Annotated in this window: 13 protein-coding genes; 10 read left to right on the forward strand and 3 right to left on the reverse strand. The window is 44.6% G+C overall.

Features of this window, described 5'->3' with window-relative positions:
• Positions 1 to 9 precede the first annotated feature (9 nt).
• From cydX to V7R55_RS11240, 3 genes are all read left to right on the forward strand, one after another.
• Positions 10 to 123, forward strand: coding sequence for a cytochrome bd-I oxidase subunit CydX (cydX, locus tag V7R55_RS11230; RefSeq protein ID WP_014951149.1), 114 nt, complete (start codon positions 10 to 12; stop codon positions 121 to 123).
• Positions 124 to 373: 250 nt separating this feature from the next.
• Positions 374 to 2,137: an ABC transporter ATP-binding protein/permease gene (locus V7R55_RS11235; RefSeq protein ID WP_334059561.1), complete on the forward strand. Its 1,764-nt coding sequence runs from the start codon at positions 374 to 376 to the stop codon at positions 2,135 to 2,137.
• On the forward strand, positions 2,130 to 3,716 hold the full coding sequence (locus V7R55_RS11240; RefSeq protein ID WP_334059562.1) for an ATP-binding cassette domain-containing protein: 1,587 nt from the start codon (positions 2,130 to 2,132) through the stop codon (positions 3,714 to 3,716). The genes V7R55_RS11235 and V7R55_RS11240 overlap by 8 nt, the downstream gene beginning before the upstream one ends.
• Here V7R55_RS11240 and V7R55_RS11245 read toward each other — a convergent pair.
• From V7R55_RS11245 to V7R55_RS11255, 3 genes are read right to left on the reverse strand one after another with little or no spacing between them, the layout of a single operon-like run.
• On the reverse strand, positions 3,706 to 5,280 hold the full coding sequence (locus V7R55_RS11245) for a sugar porter family MFS transporter (RefSeq protein ID WP_334059563.1): 1,575 nt from the start codon (positions 5,278 to 5,280) through the stop codon (positions 3,706 to 3,708). The two genes, V7R55_RS11240 and V7R55_RS11245, sit on opposite strands and share 11 nt — an antisense overlap.
• Before the next feature lies 1 nt (position 5,281).
• Complete coding sequence (locus V7R55_RS11250; protein ID WP_334059564.1) at positions 5,282 to 6,283, reverse strand: LacI family DNA-binding transcriptional regulator; 1,002 nt, start codon at positions 6,281 to 6,283, stop codon at positions 5,282 to 5,284.
• 14 nt (positions 6,284 to 6,297) lie between these two features.
• On the reverse strand, positions 6,298 to 7,662 hold the full coding sequence (locus V7R55_RS11255) for a GH1 family beta-glucosidase (RefSeq protein WP_334059565.1): 1,365 nt from the start codon (positions 7,660 to 7,662) through the stop codon (positions 6,298 to 6,300).
• A 206-nt stretch (positions 7,663 to 7,868) separates the two neighbouring features.
• On the opposite strand from V7R55_RS11255, the gene V7R55_RS11260 reads away from it, so the two are divergent.
• The 7 genes from V7R55_RS11260 (at position 7,869) to V7R55_RS11290 (ending at position 20,058) form a co-directional block, all read left to right on the forward strand.
• Positions 7,869 to 9,131, forward strand: coding sequence for a sugar MFS transporter (locus V7R55_RS11260; protein ID WP_334059566.1), 1,263 nt, complete (start codon positions 7,869 to 7,871; stop codon positions 9,129 to 9,131).
• A 12-nt stretch (positions 9,132 to 9,143) separates the two neighbouring features.
• Positions 9,144 to 11,696 (forward strand): glycoside hydrolase family 3 protein, encoded by a 2,553-nt coding sequence (locus V7R55_RS11265; RefSeq protein WP_334059567.1) that lies wholly within the window; start codon positions 9,144 to 9,146, stop codon positions 11,694 to 11,696.
• Between the two features lie 399 nt (positions 11,697 to 12,095).
• A complete protein-coding gene (locus V7R55_RS11270; protein WP_334059568.1) occupies positions 12,096 to 15,047 on the forward strand; it encodes a TonB-dependent receptor in 2,952 nt (983 codons plus the stop codon).
• A 120-nt stretch (positions 15,048 to 15,167) separates the two neighbouring features.
• Positions 15,168 to 16,736: a tryptophan halogenase family protein gene (locus tag V7R55_RS11275; protein WP_334059569.1), complete on the forward strand. Its 1,569-nt coding sequence runs from the start codon at positions 15,168 to 15,170 to the stop codon at positions 16,734 to 16,736.
• A 21-nt stretch (positions 16,737 to 16,757) separates the two neighbouring features.
• A complete protein-coding gene (locus tag V7R55_RS11280; protein WP_334059570.1) occupies positions 16,758 to 17,474 on the forward strand; it encodes a SapC family protein in 717 nt (238 codons plus the stop codon).
• Between the two features lie 48 nt (positions 17,475 to 17,522).
• Positions 17,523 to 18,560 (forward strand): cupin-like domain-containing protein, encoded by a 1,038-nt coding sequence (locus V7R55_RS11285; protein WP_334059571.1) that lies wholly within the window; start codon positions 17,523 to 17,525, stop codon positions 18,558 to 18,560.
• A 13-nt stretch (positions 18,561 to 18,573) separates the two neighbouring features.
• Positions 18,574 to 20,058: a tryptophan halogenase family protein gene (locus tag V7R55_RS11290; RefSeq protein WP_334059572.1), complete on the forward strand. Its 1,485-nt coding sequence runs from the start codon at positions 18,574 to 18,576 to the stop codon at positions 20,056 to 20,058.
• Positions 20,059 to 20,077: the final 19 nt, after the last annotated feature.

Below are 20,077 nucleotides of genomic sequence, written 5' to 3' on the forward strand. Positions count from 1 at the left end.
GAGAGGGCTATGTGGTATTTCGCGTGGATATTGGGAGTTTTACTGGCGTGCTCTTTCGGCATTATCAACGCCATGTGGTTAGAGTCAACGGAGAACATGGATAGACCCGAAGACCAAGAATAGAAGTGGAGGTAGGCTGGCCGTAGAACACGCCGTTAACCTATCCATGTGGGACCTTCAGCAGCCTCTGCTGCTGAAGGTTTGAAAGCGGGGAGAACTCCGCGCTATCAGAATTATTGAAAGTTGGAAGGGGGCTTTTTTGCAGCAAGCTCTCCACCACTTATAAGAAACGAAACAACAAAAAAGATAGAAACTAACAGTGATCAAAGAAAAGGTTCCCAACAGACAAACGCTTACTCAGTGGTGTAAGGAAATGGATAGCGCGCACATGCTTGGCCTGCGCCGTTCGCTTATGTCACTGGCAGCAGTTAAGTGTTTGTCGCTTTTTTCTTTGATTATTGGCTTTTACTATTTTTCTAACATTGCACAAGATTGGGTGGTGCATAAAACACCCGCGTTACAAAGTGATCTTTTGGGTTTATCTGTTTGCTTAGGAATAACCTGGTTATTTCAGGGAGTAGTGAATCGATTGTCGTACCAAGCGAAGAGCGCTGTGCTTGCCAAATTAGAGATGCAATTAAAGAAGACATTTGTCCTTCGACAGCACGCATTGGTTCGCCAAAACTCAGTCTATTATTGGCAAACGCTTTGGTTACAGCATTTACAAGCTTTTACAGATTGGGCGCTGGAATATCGCGTGCAGCAAGCAATTGCGGTGGCAGTTCCATTACTGGCCCTAATAGTGATTTTTTATGTCAATCCGGTCATTGGTTTTGGTTTATTTATTACCCTCCCTGTCGTGCCGCTTTTCATGATTATTGTTGGTAAGGGCGCGGCTGCACTGCATCGTAAACACTTTGTTGCTCTTGAAAGGCTGGGAAGCTTGTTTACAGACCGCTTAGCGGCGTTACCTATGTTGGCAAATTTTCAAGCACATCAAAGACAAACTGCCCTTTTAAAAGAAGCAAGCGAACATTTAAATTCACGTACCATGAAAGTCGTCAGCGTCGCGTTTTTGTCTAATAGCGTGCTCGACTTTTTTGCTACTCTTGCCGTTGCGTTAGTGGCGGTGTTTATTGGGTTTTCGCTATTAGGTGAGCTTGAAATTGGTCCGGCTATAACCTTGCAGCAAGGCTTATGGACTTTACTTACCGTCCCCTTGCTACTCAGTGAAATGAAAAAGCTGGGGCAGGTGTATCATCAAAAAGCTCAGGCTGAAGCCGCGCAAGAAGTGTTGGCCCCGTTATTTTCAAACATGCCGAATGCGGTGCACACTCAAAATCAAAATGCCAACAAACTTAACGAAACGTCTCTTTTATTAGAAGCGTCTAATTTCAATGTATTCGATTTGCGAGACCCTGTTTCGTTAACTGAAGAGCAAGGAAAAAATACCTTGCTTAAAGCAAGCGCTTTAAAAATATCAAAAGGCGATAAGGTGCTCCTTAATGGGAAATCTGGAGCGGGCAAAACCTTATTGCTAGAGGCGCTTAGCGGTCAAAGACCAGCAACCCATAAATTCGAACAGCCAGTAGTGTGGATAACTCAGCACCCGGTTATTACGCCGGGGACAGTACGGGAGAATTTATGTCTTAACGATACTTACTCCGACGACGTCTTAATAACAGCTCTGCAAGATGTTGAACTTGAGGGGTGGTTAACACTGTTGCCCTATGGGCTTGATACAGTGATGACAGACTACCCTCAACTTTCGGGCGGTGAAGCACAGCGTTTGTCACTGGCAAGAGCGTTATTGCGTGATGAAAGTATCTGGCTTCTTGATGAACCAACCGCACATTTACCCGATGAGCAACACCATAGGCTAGCTCAGTTGATTAAGCGTTTAGGTGAAAGCAAAACCTTGATATGGGCCTCTCATAAAGCGTTGCCAACTAATTGGTTTAATCAGTTTTGGTCGGTTGAGAAAAAATCGTCACTCAGCCAAATGAATAATGAGCTAAGCGATACTGGTATAGAACCGAATAACCAAGACTGCCACGTAGCAAGTGTAGTGAAAGTAGTAAGTAGTGCTGTAAATAAAGATTCAAATGACCAGAAAAGGAGCTTCAGTTTTGAATAACGGAAAACCCGCTTATCTGACGTTACTTCTGGCTCTTTTGCACGGCATAGCTGGGATTAGTATTCTTGTTATTTCTGTTTGGTTTATCGCGATAAGTGCAATAGCCCCAGTGGGGTTTAACTATGTGATACCTGCTGTGGTTATTCGCGCTTTGGCGCTCCTTCGTATCGCGTCAGGTTATGCGAGTATGTGGTTTGGACACAATGACCTCCTAGCACGCATTGCAAAAGCACGGTTGCGCGTTTTTCGTCAGCTAGAAAATAGTCAGATTACTGATAAGGCCTATACCACAGAAGCACTAGCGCAACATACTGAAGAACTTGCGAGCAAATGGATAGCATGGGTTGCTCCCCTTTCAAGCGTTGTATTCATTTTCTCAGGTTTATGCGCTGCTGCATTGTACCTCGACCTCCCAGGCGCACTTTATATTCTGGCGCTATTTGTTGCTTGGCTAGCGGCTGTGGTAGTGCAGGGATTAGGCGCACTAACTCTTGCGAAAAAGACAAACAAAGCAAACAAGCAATTTCGCCAGCAAACCTCTGATTTTTTCAATCGCAGTGCTATTTGGCATTTAGACAAGTCAATGGTTCTAAGTGACGCTGCATCATCAATACCCGATAAAGCTGATATACCGACTGCTAACCAAGTATGGCGCTTACAACTGGCGCAAAAATCTAAGGCACAACGAACAGCATGGTGGTTTCAGGGATTAGCGTTTTTATTTGTTGTTTTAGTCATGTCGGGCGTTTTACCCGTGGCGTCGGCCTTTGTATTTGCGCCTATCGCCATAGTCATACCCATGGTTCTATTGGCAGCGCCAGACTGGGCAAGTGCAAGCTTTTTAAGTGTAAGTAAGTTTGCGCAGTACAAACAAAGTAACAGCGCCCTTAAGCAACTTAAAGCCAAGCCAATTAAGCAGCATCGTGATAGAGAAATAAAACATTCACTTAATTTAATTCAGTTTTCTGCTAAAGGTCGCCATGCCAGTATGGTTGATGCTTCTTTACCGGCGAATGGTGTTGTTTGTATTTCGGGAGCATCAGGATGCGGTAAGTCATCATTACTACAGTCAATTATTGGGTTATTGCCAGCAACAGGGCAGCGTGAAATTGATGGGGTAAGCATGCCAGAGGGCATGGTGACAAACTGGCGTTATGTAGAGCAGGAGCCTTTCGTGTTATCTGGGAGTATATCTTTAAACCTAGATCCGGCGGGTAACGATATTCCTCAAAGTGAAATGTATGATCTGTTATCCGCGCTTGGCTTGGAAGCGATTTTGCCTTTGACGAATTGGGTAGGAAAAGCTGGAAGGCCTCTATCTGGTGGCGAACGAAAGCGTTTGGCACTAGCTCGCGCAATATTAGCAAAGCCGCCAGTTCTTGCTGTAGATGAGCCTTTTGAAGGGTTAGACTCTTATACACAACAAAAGGTGAGCAAGGTGCTGAATAGTCTTTCTGCTACTGCTTTGGTTTTGGTAGCGTCTCACACAACACCAGATACGCTAAAGGTAAAAAAGCACCTTCAACTAGGCGAAGTAGACATTAAGACTTCACTGCAAACACAGTGCGCTATTTCATAGCCTTGTGTTCAAAGTTTCTTGTAATGTCTTCTAAGCTTTTACCCTTAGTTTCAGGAAAGAGCTTAGCAACCAAAATTAGGCTGACTAATGCGAAACAGCCGTAAATGGCAAATGTTGTGGCTGCGCCTAAGTTAGCCAGCTCCCATGGAAAGATAATTTGAACTAGAAAGCTGGTTAAAGAGTTAATGACGCCCACCAAAGAAATAGCCAAGCCGCGAGTTTGATTAGGAAAAATTTCGGCGAGCATTGCCCACATCACAGGGCCTAAAGACATGGCGAAAGAGGCTACAAACGCAATAATGCCAAAGAGCACCAAGGGCGCGTTCATAGTGATACTGCTGGTAAGTAATGGCTGTTGATAGGTATCAAACTCTTCACTTGATAAAACAGTCTTAAGTGACCGTTTAAACTCCACGTCCGAATAATAGACTTGGTTGGTTAGAGGCTCTAATTTGCTTGCTACGATGGGAGCCTCTTGTTGAATAGTGATAACGACAGATTCTTGAACTTGGTAAGAGGCTTGTTTGAAGCCGAAGGTACAGACAGCCATACTAACTACAACACCTATTAGGCCCACAATAAGTAGCGGCTTTCTTCCCCATTTATCAATAGTCACCATAGCCACAACAGTAAAGGCGACATTCACTACACCAATCCATACCGCCTGCATAAAAGCGGCATTGGTACCCACGCCACTTTGCTCAAAAATAGTAGGTGCATAGAAAAAGATAACGTTGATGCCGGTTATTTGCTGCGCAATAGCAATAATGATTCCTATCATTAAAGGAAAGCGCATGGCTTTGGCTTTTAAAAAGCCAAGACGTTCGCGTAGTGTCCAAGACTTCTCATTAAGTGAAGATGCAATATCTTTAACAAGGGTCTGGGCCTGTGCCTTATCGAAAAGGCGGTTTATCACCTGCTCTGCTTCTGCTTGCCTATCTTTGAGTATCAACCATCGAGGGCTACGTGGAATAGTAAAAAGCAGGCCAAACCAAAGCGCAGCCGGAATAGCCTCAAGTCCCAGCATGTAGCGCCAAAGATGGGTGTCTAAACCCCAATCAGAAACCCAGGCCGCTCCACTTCCGCTAAACTGTAGCAAGTAGTAGTTGGTGAAATAGGATAGGGCGAAACCAAACACAATGTTGAGTTGATTCACCGATACCATTTTCCCACGGTTTTCTGGTGAGCTAATCTCAGAAATATACAGTGGAGCAATGATTAGCGAGCAAAATGCAATGCCGCCAATAAACCGAGAAAGCACTAGCAGCTCGAAATTAGGGGCGAGGGCAGAACCGACAGATGAAAGTAAATATAAGAAAGCCACGAGAATAAGGGCTTTTCGTCTGCCGATAGCATCGCTTATACCGCCTGCAAAAAGCATGGCAATAAGTGCGCCTAACGTGGGTGAGCTGACTACAAAACCTTGCTGCCAATCACTTAAGTTAAACTCGGCGTCGATAAAGCCATTGGCTCCGGCTATTACGCTGGCATCAAAGCCAAATATGAACCCACCAAGGGAGACAATTAGCGTGTAGTATAGCGAGGGGGACAGGGCTTTATTCATTTTATAATTTGCCTAATGTGTCCCTATCGACGACTTCAGGAACAAATAAATGCTCAATTGGGATTGGACTTTTAATGTCATAAACATGTTCAAGTACCCAATAAGCGGCCATTTCTCCCATAGCGTGAATAGGGTTATTAATTGTTGTTAGCTTAGGATAGAGATAGCGCGAAAATAGCACGTTATCGAAACCAATAATGGAAAGTTGTGTTGGGATATCAAACCCCGCTTCTCGTGCTGCTGTCATAGCGCCAGAGGCCATTTCATCGTTCGCGCACACAAGCGCGGTGAAGCCTGGGAAGGTCGCCAGAAGATGCTGCATCCCTTCCTGTCCCGAAGACTCATGAAAGTCGCCTTCGAACAAGCTTTTGTTGTCAAAGGTAAGTCCTGCCTCTTCGAGGGCTTTTTTGTGACCCGCAAGACGGTCGCTCGCATCTTTCTTAAATAACGGGCCGCTAATATAAGCGATATTTTCATGGCCTGCGTCAATGGCGGCCTTCGTTGCCAAGTAGCCACCTTTCACGTTGTCTACAACAAAGCAGTGCTGGTCAAGTTGCTCTACTTTTCGGTTTATCACAACAACCGGGACTTTACTGTCGACCAGTTTTTTCAAATAGTCATCAGATACAGCCTCTGCGTGCAAAATAAGCGCGTCACAGCGGCGGCTTTTTAGAAACTCTATGGCTTCGTGTTCACGCTCTTCATCTACGTGCCCCGCCGTAATTATTACGTGCTTACCGCTTTTCTTTAGCACGTGTTCAACCGTGCTCATCAAGTCACCAAAGTACGAACCGTGCAGTTCGGAAACAAGTAAACCTACACTGTTAGTGCGGTTTGATGCTAGAGATTGAGCAATAGCATTAGGCTGATAGCCCAGTGATGCCATGGCGTCCTCTACTTTTTTGCGTGTACGCTCGCTGACTCTCGCGTTTCCGTTCATAACGCGTGAGACGGTTGCCAGCGATACTCCTGCTGCTTCTGATACTTGATAAATGGTTGCCATACGGTTTCTAGTACTTACTCTTCTTTAATACCGCTAATGTACCCACTAATGCGACTCTTAACCAGTTTTGAATAAGCTAAAGCACTTTGTTTTAACGTGCGTTTTTGAGTGTCGTAGTCAACATAAACAATACCGAAACGCTTTGAATAACCTAGCGCCCACTCAAAGTTGTCCATTAGGCTCCAAGCAAAATACCCGCGAATGTCCACACCTTTGTCTATCGCTTGGTTTACGGCATTCAAGTGAGTGTGGAAATAAGCGGTGCGCGTATCATCTATAACTTCACCGTCATTAAGGACATCATCCATTGCCGCTCCGTTTTCAGTGATGTAAATGGGCGGTAAGTCATAGCGCTCATTCAGTTCAATAAGCAACTCTGCGAATGCATCAGGGGTAATTTCCCAGCCCATAGCAGTTAGTTCGTTTGTTTCGGGTGGAACAATTTCAAACCAACCATTTCCATCACTTTGATACAGCGTACGTGTGTAGTAATTGATACCTAAATAATCGATAGGTTGGGAAATGATATCCATATCACCCTCAAATATTTCGGGCTTGCTATCAGCATCGAGCATGTCGATAACATCTGGATATCTACCTTCGATTATTGGCTGTAAGTACCACTGATTGTGGTAGTCGTCAGCTAGCTTGGCAGCGCGTTTGTCTGGTTCAGAATCTGTCGTCGTATGGCAATTGCTAAAGTTAAGCACAATGCCGTTTTGGCTACTCGGGCAATGATGGTTAAGTACTTTTAATGCTAGCCCATGTGCAAGCAGCAGGTGGTGCGCTGCTTTACGCCCGTTGCCCATGCCTGTTTTACCAGGCGCATGAATACCGGCTTCATAACCTAAATAAGCAGAGCAAAATGGTTCATTTAACGTGGCGTAAGAATAAACTTTCTCGCCCAACGCTTTTGCCACTGCCTCTGCGTATTTCTCAAACGCGTAGGCGGTATCGCGGTTTAGCCAGCCGCCATCGTCTTCAAGGTACTGCGGTAAATCCCAATGATAAAGCGTAACAAACACTTTCATACCACGTTTTACGATTTCATTGACCAAGTTAACGTAAAATTGCATGCCAACTTCATTGACGGTACCATCTTGTAGCATTACGCGAGGCCAAGAAATAGATAACCGATAGGCATCTACACCTAAATTTTCGATGAGCGCTACATCTTGCTTCCATAACGCAACATGATCGCAAGCAATATCGCCGTTTGTTGCATCCGAGATCGTTCCGTCTTCTTCACAGAAGGTGTCCCAAATGCAGTCTAACCTTCCCTTCCTATCACCTTCTATTTGAAAACTTGACGTCGCTACACCAAACAGAAAGTCTTTAGACAGCATCATAGAGTTTGAGGGAAGGTTTATGTTTTTCATTGGAGAGATGTCCCAGCAATAACAATTTCGTCATATTTACTTCGCCAATTGCGACGCAAATAACATCATATTTACATTGAATTCGATAACGCTTCATGTAATTATCTACCTTAATGTAAGCGCTTACAAATTTCGCTTGCTTGAAGTGTAAGCGCTTTCAAATGTAAATTTATCATTAATTCGAAAAATAGCAACAGAGGTTACTTGTGGACACACCAGTGCAGCCGAATATTTCATCCGCCCAAGAGCAAGGGGCAAACGGTAACTACCGCTTTGCGCTAATCTCACTTACCACGTTGTTTTTCATGTGGGGATTTATTACATGTTTGAACGACATTCTTATTCCCTACCTGAAAGGAGCTTTTAACCTCAGCTTTACGCAAGCGATGTTGATTCAATTTTGTTTCTTTAGCGCATACTTTATTGTATCGCTTCCAGCCGGGATGGTTGTGTCGCGTATCGGCTATCAAAAAGGCATTGTGCTTGGCTTAGCTATAGCTTGCGTGGGGTGTTTGCTATTCTTCCCTGCTGCTTCAAGTCAAGTTTATGGTGTTTTCCTATTAGCGCTCTTTGTGTTGGCTTCGGGCATTACCATACTCCAGGTGTCTGCCAATCCTTATGTCACCGCACTTGGTGATCCTAAAACGGCCTCTTCGCGACTTACCATGACTCAAGCGTTTAACGCATTTGGTACTACAGTGGCGCCTTTCTTCGGCTCTTATCTTATTTACGGTGCCACAGGCGAACACGGTGGCGGCACGCCAAGTCCGTCAGATGTGCAGGTTCCTTATCTAATATTAGCGGCTTCGCTACTGCTTTTGGCTCTTGTTTTCATGTACTTGAAGTTACCTAAGCTTAATCACACGGGCGCAAATGCAGGTGTATTTAAAGGTGGCGCATGGCATCACAAGCACCTTGTGCTAGGTGCGGTGGGTATATTTATGTACGTAGGTGCTGAAGTTGCCATTGGTAGTATGCTGGTTAACTATTTAGCTAGCCCAGCGGTGGGTGGCCTAACTGAAGCTGGTGCAGCAAAACTGCTGGCGTACTACTGGGGTGGTGCCATGGTAGGGCGCTTTATCGGTGCTGTAGTCATGCAAAAAATCTCAGGTGGTTTTGTATTGGCTTTCAATGCTTGTATGGCGATTGGTCTTATTTTGCTATCGCTTTCAAGTACGGGGGATCTTGCCCTGTGGAGCATTTTAGGCGTAGGTTTATTTAACTCAATTATGTTCCCTACCATTTTTAGTCTTGCATTACAGCAATTAGGTAAGGACACACCTCAAGGTTCAGGCATTTTATGCTTAGCTATTGTGGGTGGTGCTATTGTTCCACTCTTTCAAGGTATGCTGGCCGACTCGATTGGGGTGACGCTTTCATTCCTATTACCCGCTTCGTGCTATCTTTACATCGCTTATTATGGCCTTGTAGGAAGTCGCGTATCTAAATTTCAAACCACTGAAAAGTAACGAGGATTAATAATGCGAAAAAGTCTAATCGCGAAGGTTGTTGCAGGTGCACTGGTCAGTGTCTTAGTTAGCGCTTGTGCATCCGATGAAGACGCGTCTTCAGTTAACAGTGCCGTAGAAAAATCGAATAAAGCCAGTGAGATATGGCCTAAGCTAGATATCGAAGTAAAGTCTGACCCAGCGGTAGAAAAAAAGGTTGAAGATATATTATCTACCATGACGCTTGAGCAGAAAATTGCGCAGATGATTCAGCCAGAAATTCGCAACATCACTGTTGAAGATATGCGCAAGTATGGGTTTGGCTCTTACCTTAACGGTGGTGGCGCATTTCCGAACAACGACAAGCATGCAACCCCTGAAGATTGGGTGGAGCTTGCAGAAAAGCTTTATCAAGCTTCCGTCGACGACAGCCTAGATGGTTCGACAATTCCGACGATGTGGGGTACTGATGCTGTCCACGGGCATAACAATGTTATAGGTGCAACTTTATTCCCGCATAACATAGGTTTAGGTGCGGCGAATAATCCTAAGTTAGTGGAAAAAATTGCTCATATCACAGCGAAAGAAGTGATGGCGACGGGCATTGATTGGGTATTTGCGCCAACGGTGGCCGTTGTACGTGACGACCGTTGGGGTAGAACCTATGAAAGCTACTCTGAAGATCCAGTGATTGTTAGAGAATATGCAGCATCTGTGGTTAAAGGTCTTCAGGGCGCAGCGGACAAAGACTTTTTAAGTGACCAGCGCGTAATTAGTACTGTAAAACACTTTGTCGGTGACGGCGGTACTGTAGATGGAGACGACCAAGGTGACAACGTAGCCAGCGAGCAAGACCTGTTCGATATTCATGCTCAAGGTTATGTTGGCGGATTGACCGCTGGGGCACAGTCTGTCATGGCGTCGTTTAACAGTTGGAACGGCGACAAACTTCACGGTCATAAGTATCTATTAAATGATGTACTTAAAGAACAAATGGGCTTTGACGGCTTCGTAGTAGGCGATTGGAACGGCCATGGGCAAGTTAAAGGTTGTAATAATGAAGACTGCGCCCAAGCTATCAACGCGGGTCTAGATATCTTTATGGTACCTAACGATTGGAAGGTACTTTATGACAACACCCTTGCTCAAGTAAAAGACGGCACTATCCCGATGACTCGAATCGATGATGCGGTGCGCCGAATTCTTCGTGTGAAAGTAAGAGCGGGTATCTTTGATAAGCCTAGCCCAGCAAATCGACCACTTTCAGGTGACCGTTCATTAATTGGCAAAGCAGAACACCGTGAAGTAGCAGCGCAAGCGGTACGTGAGTCACTTGTGCTGTTGAAAAATAATGACAAAATTCTGCCTCTTTCAGCAAATAAAAACATCTTAGTGGCTGGTGATGGTGCCGACAATATTGGTAAGCAGTCTGGCGGCTGGAGTATTACATGGCAAGGCACGAATAATACCAATGACGACTTTCCAGGCGGAAGCTCTATATACGACGGTATCAAAGAGCATGTCGAAAGTGCAGGTGGTAACGTTGAGCTTTCTGTCGAGGGCGATTTTGAAGCTAAGCCTGATGTAGCCATTGTGGTATTCGGTGAAGAGCCGTATGCAGAAGGCCATGGCGATAGAGATACGTTAATCTATCAAAACGGCAGTAAGAAAGATTTAGCTTTACTTGAAAAGCTGAAGTCACAAGGTATCCCAGTAGTATCTATATTTATCAGCGGTCGTCCAATGTGGGTAAATGCTGAGCTTAATGCGTCCGACGCCTTTGTGGCCGCTTGGTTGCCGGGCTCTGAAGGTGCTGCGGTAGCCGACGTGCTGTTTGGCGAGCAAGACTTTAAAGGTAAGCTTTCTTTCTCTTGGCCGTCAAAACCTCAGCAAATCGTGAACAAGGGCGATGAGACCTACGAACCATTGCTACCCTATGGATTTGGGTTAACCTTTGATGCCGAAAACGTGTTAAGCGATTCGCTAAACACTGAGATTAAAGTAAGCACGGATAACAACGAGGCAATGGAAATTCTAAACGGTGCCGTGCAGTCACCGTGGGTACTATGGCTGTATTCAGGTGATGAATCGCTACCTGTGAACGCAAGCACTCACACCGTTGGCGCGCTGACCTACCGTACTGTCGATAAAGTAGTGCAAGAAGATGCACGGAAAGTTACCTTTGATGGTTCTGAATTTGCGGCGATGCGCTTTGCGAGCAAAAGCTTTTTCCGCGAAGATTTAAGTGCACAGTTACTCACTAGCGGGGCGCTAAGCTTTAACGTTAGCCGTCACTCAGATATTAATGGGGCTGTTACCGTAGGCATGAACTGTGAGGGCGAAGGTGATGCAGCCGGCAGCTGTTCAACGCAGATTGATATTAGCGAGCAGCTTAAAGCAATGCCTGCTGATACATGGACAAACGTGAGCATTGACCTGCAGTGCTTTGTTGATGAGGGTATTGACTTTACCGGTCTTGTCGTACCTTTTGAGCTAGGCAGCTCAGGTAAGGCAAGTTTGAGCGTGGCAGATATTCAGTTTACGCCAAGTGCTTCAGAATCAGCGAGTATAAGTTGTCAGGAGTAAACTATTTACATATTGTGTAACATTTAATGATAAGCGCCGTTACGAGCCAAAAGGTCGTAACGGCGTTATTACTTATGCGTTGCATTGTTCGATTTCATAAGTATGTCTCAGTTGTAACTATCCCATCCCTTCCTTCTATTATTTTTGAAAACTTTTATTAACATTTTTTTAGTTGTTATTAAAAATTAACATTCATTAGACACTTGCATTACATCTCGTCTGATCGTATTGTTATATGTAAGCGCTTTCAAATATTCTGCACTATTTTGTAAGCGCTTACATGAGGTGCTGAATTTAAGTGCCGAAAACAAAGTATCGAATTAAAAATGTTGGGGGAGGACTATGGTTCAATAGCTTGCCCTTTTCCTACATCCATTAAACAGTAATGCTGGGATACACATGACTACATTTAAGAAAACACGTTTGGCATCAAGCATGTCATTAGTATTGGGAGCACTCATAACCTCTCCAGTACAAGCGCAGGAAAATGATAAAGAAATCGAAGCCGGAAACTTTGAGGTTATTGAAGTAAGCGGTATTAGAGAAAGTTTGACGAAGGCTATGCTGACAAAGAAAGCAGCATCAGGCGTAGTTGACGCAATTTCTGCCGAAGATATTGGTAAGTTCCCCGATACTAACCTAGCGGAATCACTGCAGCGAATTACTGGCGTGTCGATTGATCGCTCTCAAGGCGAAGGTAGTCGAATTACAGTACGTGGTTTTGGACCAGACTATAACTTGGTTACGTTAAACGGCCGTCAAATGCCTGCGGCTAACATTGCTGCTACTTCTGCATCGTCTTCACGTTCATACGACTTTGCGAACTTGGCGTCTGAGGGTGTTTCTGCGGTAGAAGTGTATAAAACAAGTCTTGCATCTCAGCCTACAGGTGGAATCGGATCTACGGTAAACCTAGTTACTGCAAAACCACTGGCAAACCCTGGAAGAAAGGCCACTATCACGGCAAAAGGTATGATGGACGGTTCAACTGAGACCGGTAGCTCTATCACTCCACTCGTGTCGGGTATTTACAGTGAAACATTCAACGACGATAAGTTTGGTATTCAGATTATCGGTTCGTATCAGGAACGTGATGGCGGTCAGGCAAGTGCCGAAACGGGCAATGGTTGGTATACTATCAAAGGTGACGGCGGTGACTGGGGCTCACTTCCTCGCGATGGTTCATTCACCAATCTTCCAGGTCCAAATGATGTTTATTCAACACCTCGTAACCTAGCGTATAACTTTGATGAATTCAGCAGAACAAGAACAAATGGCCAATTGACACTTCAATATGCGCCTAACGACAGAATTACTACCACATTAGATTACACCTACTCTGAATTGGAAGTTCAAACACAGAGACAGCAACTTTCTACTTGGTTCAATGGTCTTCCTGCCTATGGTGAATATACTCCTGGCACGAATTCAGAAGGCTCTGTAATGGGCCCAGTAATCTACGCTGATTCTACATGCTGTGACGTTGGTTTAGGCACATCAGATACTTCAACCTATAACGAAAACAAGTCACTTGGCTTTAATGTTGAATGGGTTGCGACAGACAATCTTACGTTAGAGTTAGATGTCCATTCATCTACTGCCGAAGCTGGCCCTTCTAATGACTTAGGAAGTGATAATGTGGTTAGCGCCGTGTCTTTTGACCGGGTATTGACTGAAGTTGACTACTCACAAGACTTCCCTGTAATGGACATTACTTACGCAGATGGTGTGAACGGGCTAGATCCTGCTCGCATGTCTACATCAGGTACGTCATTCAGAAATAGCTACATGAAGTCTGAAATAGACCAAGTTCAATTCCGTGGTAATTACTTCTTCGATGAAGGAACAATCACGAGTATTGATTTTGGTGTTACAGCGATGGAAGCGAAAAACCGTTCTGCTTACTCAGTTGCACAGCGCGATACATGGGGTGGTTATGGAACGGCTGATGATTATCCAGATGATATTTTCATGCAAGAAGATCTTCCAAGTCGCTTCGATGATGTGTTAGGTAGTAATGGTGCTGATTTAGAACCATTTTACTATGCATCAAATATTCAAGACCTGATTGGAGCGATAAGCGCTATAGCGGCAGCAAATGGTGAAACTATCAGTCCATGTGGTACGCGCTTGTGTATGGACCCCAATTATCAAGTAGATCGCCGTGTTACCGAAACCCAAATTGCTGCTTACTTGCAAGCAAACATGGAATTTGAATTAGCAGGTAAGCCAGTATGGGTAAGTGCCGGTCTGCGCTACGAAGATACTGACGTAGAGTCTACAGCGCTTGTTCCTCAGTTCACGACTATTCAATGGTCGGGAGCAAACGAGTTCAATGCAGTTATTGACGGCGAAACGTTTACGACACTTGACGGTGGATATGACCACTTCTTGCCATCACTTGATTTCAAGATGGAGATGAGCGAAGACTGGTATGTAAGAGCATCTTACAGTGAAACCATTACTCGTCCTGGATACGGAGATATACAAGGTGGCTTAACCGTAAACCAACTTGCACGTTTTAACGGCGGTACAGGTAATGCGGGTAACCCAAATCTATTGCCATTTGAATCAACGAATATCGACTTCTCGACAGAGTATTACTACGGCGAAGGAAGTTATGTTTCTATCGGTTATTTTGATAAAACAGTAGATAACTTCATTGGTTCAGACACGTTTGTAGATACGATTTTTGACTTGCCTACACCATTTGGTGGACCGCGTTACGATGAAGCTGTTGCAGCATTAGGAACAGACGATGCTGGTGCGGTACTAGAGTATTTACGAGCAAACTTTGGTGATCCTGTACAAGGTATACCTGGCGAAGATCCGCTGTTACCTATTACAGTAACTCAGGCCGTTAACTCTGATACCTCTCGTTCCGTAGACGGCTTTGAGATGGCGGTTCAGCACATATTCGGTGAAACTGGCTTTGGTGTTATCGTCAACTATACAACGGTAGACGGTGATGTTACTTACGATAACTACAACACGAATAAAGGTGAAGGGGTACAAAACCAGTTCGTGCTTCTTGGTCTAAGCGATACAGCTAACGCCGTACTTTTCTATGAAAAAGACGAGTGGGAAGTGCGTGTTGCATGGAACTGGCGTGATAAGTTCCTGTCAGGAACGATTGACGGAAACGGTGAACGTAACCCGACTTACGTAGAAGCATACGACCAAATTGATGTTAACGTGCGTTATAACGTTAATGAGAACCTTGAACTCTTTGTTGAAGGGATTAACGTAACCGGCGAATATCAAAGAGCGCATGGCAGACACCCGAATATGCTTATGGGTATCTATGATGTTGAGCCTCGCTACAATGTTGGTGTCCGTTACAGCTTCTAAGTATTACTAAGTTGTAACTTAAAGAGCGTTGTGGCTTATGCCGTAACGCTCTATTTTTATCTGCGTAAGAAATAGAGTAGTGTTCACCAAGTCGAAACTCCATCATTGTTGGTAAGTAATATGAAGGAATCACATTTCCAAGCTCCATTAACTTCCATTGTCGTGGCAGGCGGCGGTGCTGCTGGGTGGTTAACAGCTGCAATTCTCGCTGCAGAGCACAACATCAAAAACAATGACCGTGTATCGGTGACACTTGTAGAATCCCCGGATGTAAAAATATTAGGTGTAGGCGAGGGCACATGGCCCACAATGCGCGATACACTGAGAAAAATAGGGATCAGTGAAGCCGATTTTATCGCATCGTGCGATGCGTCATTCAAGCAGGGCACCCGTTTTGTAAACTGGAAGTCGACAGAGTCGGAGAACGTCTACGACCATCCTTTTAGCCTTCCGGCCGGATTTTTCGAAGGTGAAGTTGGGGCATGGTGGCTATCACATGGTCACAAGCATCAAAAATCTACCTTTTCCGAAATGTTTAGTACGCAGTCATTACTGTGTAACTTTTCTAAAGCGCCAAAGCAGGTACAAACACCACCCTATGCCGCCGTGGCTAATTATGGCTATCACCTTGATGCTCACAAATTTGCAGAGCTACTAAAAACACATTGTATCGAAATATTGGGTGTTACTTATGTTAACGACCATATAGAGCATATAAAAGAAGATGCTGAGGGTTATATAGCAAGCTTGCAGTGTAAGTTTCAAGAAATACATGGTGACTTATTCGTCGATTGTACGGGATTCTCTGCAAGCCTGATTGGGAAACATTTTAATTCCCCCATCACCGATGTATCGCATGGCCTGAAAAATAACAGCGCGATAGCAGTTCAAGCTGGCTATATAAATGAAACTGTTGACATTGCTTCAGCGACATTATCTACAGCGCATGAGAACGGATGGATTTGGGATATTGGTCTACCGCACAGAAAAGGCGTAGGCTGCGTCTACAGCAGCGAATTTGCAAGTGACGAAAAAGCAGCGGAAACGCTCAAAGCCTATCTAACATCATGTGAAAAAACAAAAGATGTGTCGGAAAGCAATTTTAGAAAAATCACATTTAGTCCAGGCTATAGAAAAACTGCATGGGTTAAAAACTGTGTCGCGATAGGCACAAGTGCAGGTTTTGTAGAGCCATTAGAGGCATCGGCGTTAGTAATGGTCGAAATGTCCGCTCGTTTTTTATCAGAGCATTTGCCAAATCATCGTGAAATTATGCCTTCTGTGAGCAAAGGTTTTAATACCAACTTCACGCGTCGCTGGGAGCGTATCGTTGACTTTCTTAAGCTGCATTATGTATTAAGCGAAAGAAAGGATTCGCCCTATTGGCGCTTTATGACTAACCTTGATAATGCCTCTGAACAGCTCAGAGATTGGCTGCTTGAGTGGCAGTACAGGCCTATTTCTTTAACAGATTTCTGCTATGCCGACGAACTTTTTCCAGCGGCTAGCTACATGTATGTACTTTACGGAATGAAAGCGCCAGAGCAATTCGCTATTAACTTCTCTCGATACTCTGATAGCGTGATGGGACAAACGTTAAACGCAGTAAAGGCGAACGAAAAACTGTCCCAGAAGCACGCTGCTGCTCTTCCAACTAATCGTGAACTAATTAAGGCAATTCGCGCATAGAATTGCACCTAGGAGAAAATGATGGCAAATCATGTTTTGCTAAACAATGTGGAACACAAAGATCTAAAAGTGATTCAAGACTTTTCACTTTCACCTGACGCTAAGCGAATGTGTGTCGCCGCTTTTCCTGTTGAGGCTAGACATGCACAAGCACATTATCCTCTGGTTTTCGCAAAAGATGGTGAAGGCAACTTTCAAATGGTTGCATTGTTTGGACTAGAACAAGGTGAAAACTTATTCCTAGACGATGACAAGTGGCACGCATCTTACCGTCCTTTAGTGATTGAAAAGGGGCCGTTTTTAATCGGAAGAAGCAACACGGATGGCCAGGAGCGATTGTCTATTCATGTGGATATGGACGACCCGAGAGTGGTAAGCGAACCCCTCGATAATAGTGTTGACGTGTTTTTGCCTCATGGAGGTAACAGTGAATACATCGACAATGTAGCAAATGTACTCAGTACACTACACGAGTCTCAAGCTAGCCATGGACAATTTATAGCTGCCCTTGAGGTAAATAACCTTATCGAGTCGTTTGTTGTTGATATTGATTTGGATGGTAACGGAACGAATCGTTTGTCTGGCTTTTATACAATTAACGAAGATGTGCTTAAATCGTTGGGTAAAGATGCACTAGGAGATCTGCACGAGAAAGGTCACCTAAACACGATTTATATGATGCTAGCATCTATGTCTCAACTGAGTACTCTTGTTACGCTGAAAAAAGAACGCGCGTGAGAAATAGACAGTTGAGCCGTTGCAAAGATAAGAGAGTGTTTCGCGTCTATGGATAACATGTGGCAGCGTCGCTGTGCCAAGCCAGAAACTGTAACAACGTCGACCCTTGAATGCTCGCAAAGTGGGCTCGCTGACTATCTTATTCAGCGGGACGAACCGCTCGTTATTGAGCAGCTTGTTGCCGAGTGGCCACTTGTTCAAGCTGCGAAGGCTAGCAACGAGTCGTTGTGTGACTATCTTCTTGAGTTTGATAGAGGTGCAGTCGTTGATGCGATTCGGTTGCCAGCGTCTGCCGATGGTCGTATGTTTTATAACGACGATATCAATGGCTTTAATTTCTCGCGGGCTAAAATGTCCTTTAAAAGTGCATTAGGTGCGCTCTTGGCTGATCAGTATAATCCAACGGCCGAGACCCTTTATGTGGGCTCGACAACGGTAGATACCTGTCTGCCAGGTTTACTTGGGAAAAACAAAATTGCGATTGAGTCGTTAGAGCCACTGGGTACGCTATGGATTGGCAACAAAAGCCGAATTGCTGCGCATTACGACGCTCCTGATAATTTAATCTGTGTTGCTTCGGGTAAGCGAAGAGTAACCTTGTTTCCCCCTTCTCAGACGAAAAATTTATATGTTGGGCCGCTGCATTTTACGCCTGCAGGTCAACCGATCAGTATGGTCGATTTCAGTGCCCCAGACCTGAACAAATACCCTCGATTTGAGGAGGCGATGAAGCATGCCTTGGTGATTGAGTTATTACCGGGCGACGCGCTTTACATACCGTCTATGTGGTGGCATCACATAGAAGGCACAGAATCAATTAATCTACTTATCAACTACTGGTGGCGGGATGTACCCGCATATATCGGCCGCTCCGAAAATGCTTTATATCACGCGCTACTTACTTTAAAGCAGCTACCCAAGGCACAGCGAAGAGCGTGGCAGGCGCTTTTTGATCACTACGTCTTCGATGATGATGGGACGCGTTTCAATCACATACCAACGTCAAAGCAAGGTCCTCTTGGCGAGCTAGACGAAAATACCGTACGCCAGTTTAAAGCGTGGCTGGTTAACAATTTAAAGCATTAAATTAGAGGTAAATATGGCATCTACGCAGACAAAGAAAAAGCAGCGATTGGTCATAGCCGGTGGAGGTACCGCAGGCTGGATGGCAGCGGCCGCATTTACGCGGCTGCTAGGTAAAGAAGTTGACGTCACGCTTATTGAAAGTTCTGAAATAGGGACTGTAGGCGTAGGTGAGGCCACTATTCCAACGCTTGTCTTTTTTCATAAGTTGCTCAAGATTAATGAGCAAGAATTTATGGCCCAAACCAACGCAACGTTTAAGCTGGGCATTAATTTTGAAAATTGGAAAGATCTTGAACATGCTTATTTGCATGCCTTCGGTGTTACGGGGAAAGACTGCTGGGCAGCAGGTTTTCAGCATTTCTGGATGCGAGGTCTGAAAGAGGGGCTCGCAACCGACTTCGGTGATTACTGCTTAGAGCGCAAGGCGGCAGAAGCAAATAAGTTCGCTCATTTGCCAAACAATGGCCTGAATTACGCTTATCATATTGACGCCACGCGCTATGCTGGATTTTTACGCAACTTGGCGGAGAAAGAAGGTCTTCGCCGCATAGACTCTACAATAAAAGAAGTAACAACAAGAGAGCAGGATGGCTTTATAACGTCGTTAACCTTAGCATCTGGCGAAGTAATTGAAGGTGACTTCTTTGTTGACTGCACAGGCTTCAAAGGTCTATTGATAGAAAAAGCACTGCATACAGGTTATGAAGACTGGTCGCATTGGTTACCTTGCGATAGTGCTGTAGCGGTTCAGACAGAGTCTGTTGGAGAACCTATCCCTTACACTCGTTGTATCGCGCATGAAGCCGGGTGGCAGTGGCGAATTCCCCTGCAAAATCGTGTTGGAAACGGCATGGTATTTTGTAGTAACTATTTTTCTGATAATGAAGTCATTGAGAAACTGCTAAACAACGTAGAAGGCAAACCACTCAACGACCCTAGAGTTATTCATTTTAGAACAGGGAAAAGACGCAAACAATGGAATAGGAATTGTTTAGCACTAGGCTTGGCCAGCGGTTTCCTTGAACCTTTAGAGTCTACGAGTATTCACCTAATTCAGCAGGGAATAGTGCGTTTTCTTCGCATGTTTCCAACTGCAGGAATTGTGCAAGAGGATATTGATGAGTTCAACCGCCAAGCTGATTTTGATATTGAGCATATTCGGGACTTTATTATCCTTCACTATCATGTGACTAACAGGACAGATTCACCGTTTTGGCGACACTGTCGTCAAATGGATATTCCAGCATCTCTGCGACATCGTATAGATTTGTTCAAAAAAACAGGACGTGTGTTTAGAGAAGGTAGCGAATTGTTTGATGATTCATGGCAGCAAGTCATGATTGGACAGGGATTAATGCCACAAAGCTACCATCCGATTGTTGATACAATGAGTCGGCAGGAGCTGGAAACCTTACTAAATGGTATCAAGCAAGGTATTGAAAAAACTGTTGCTAAACTTCCTCCTCACCAAGACTACATTACTCGTTTCTGCGGGTAAGGCTCATTAGTTAACCTTT

It is taken from the genome of Alteromonas sp. S005 (assembly GCF_036864475.1).
Classification (GTDB): domain Bacteria; phylum Pseudomonadota; class Gammaproteobacteria; order Enterobacterales; family Alteromonadaceae; genus Alteromonas.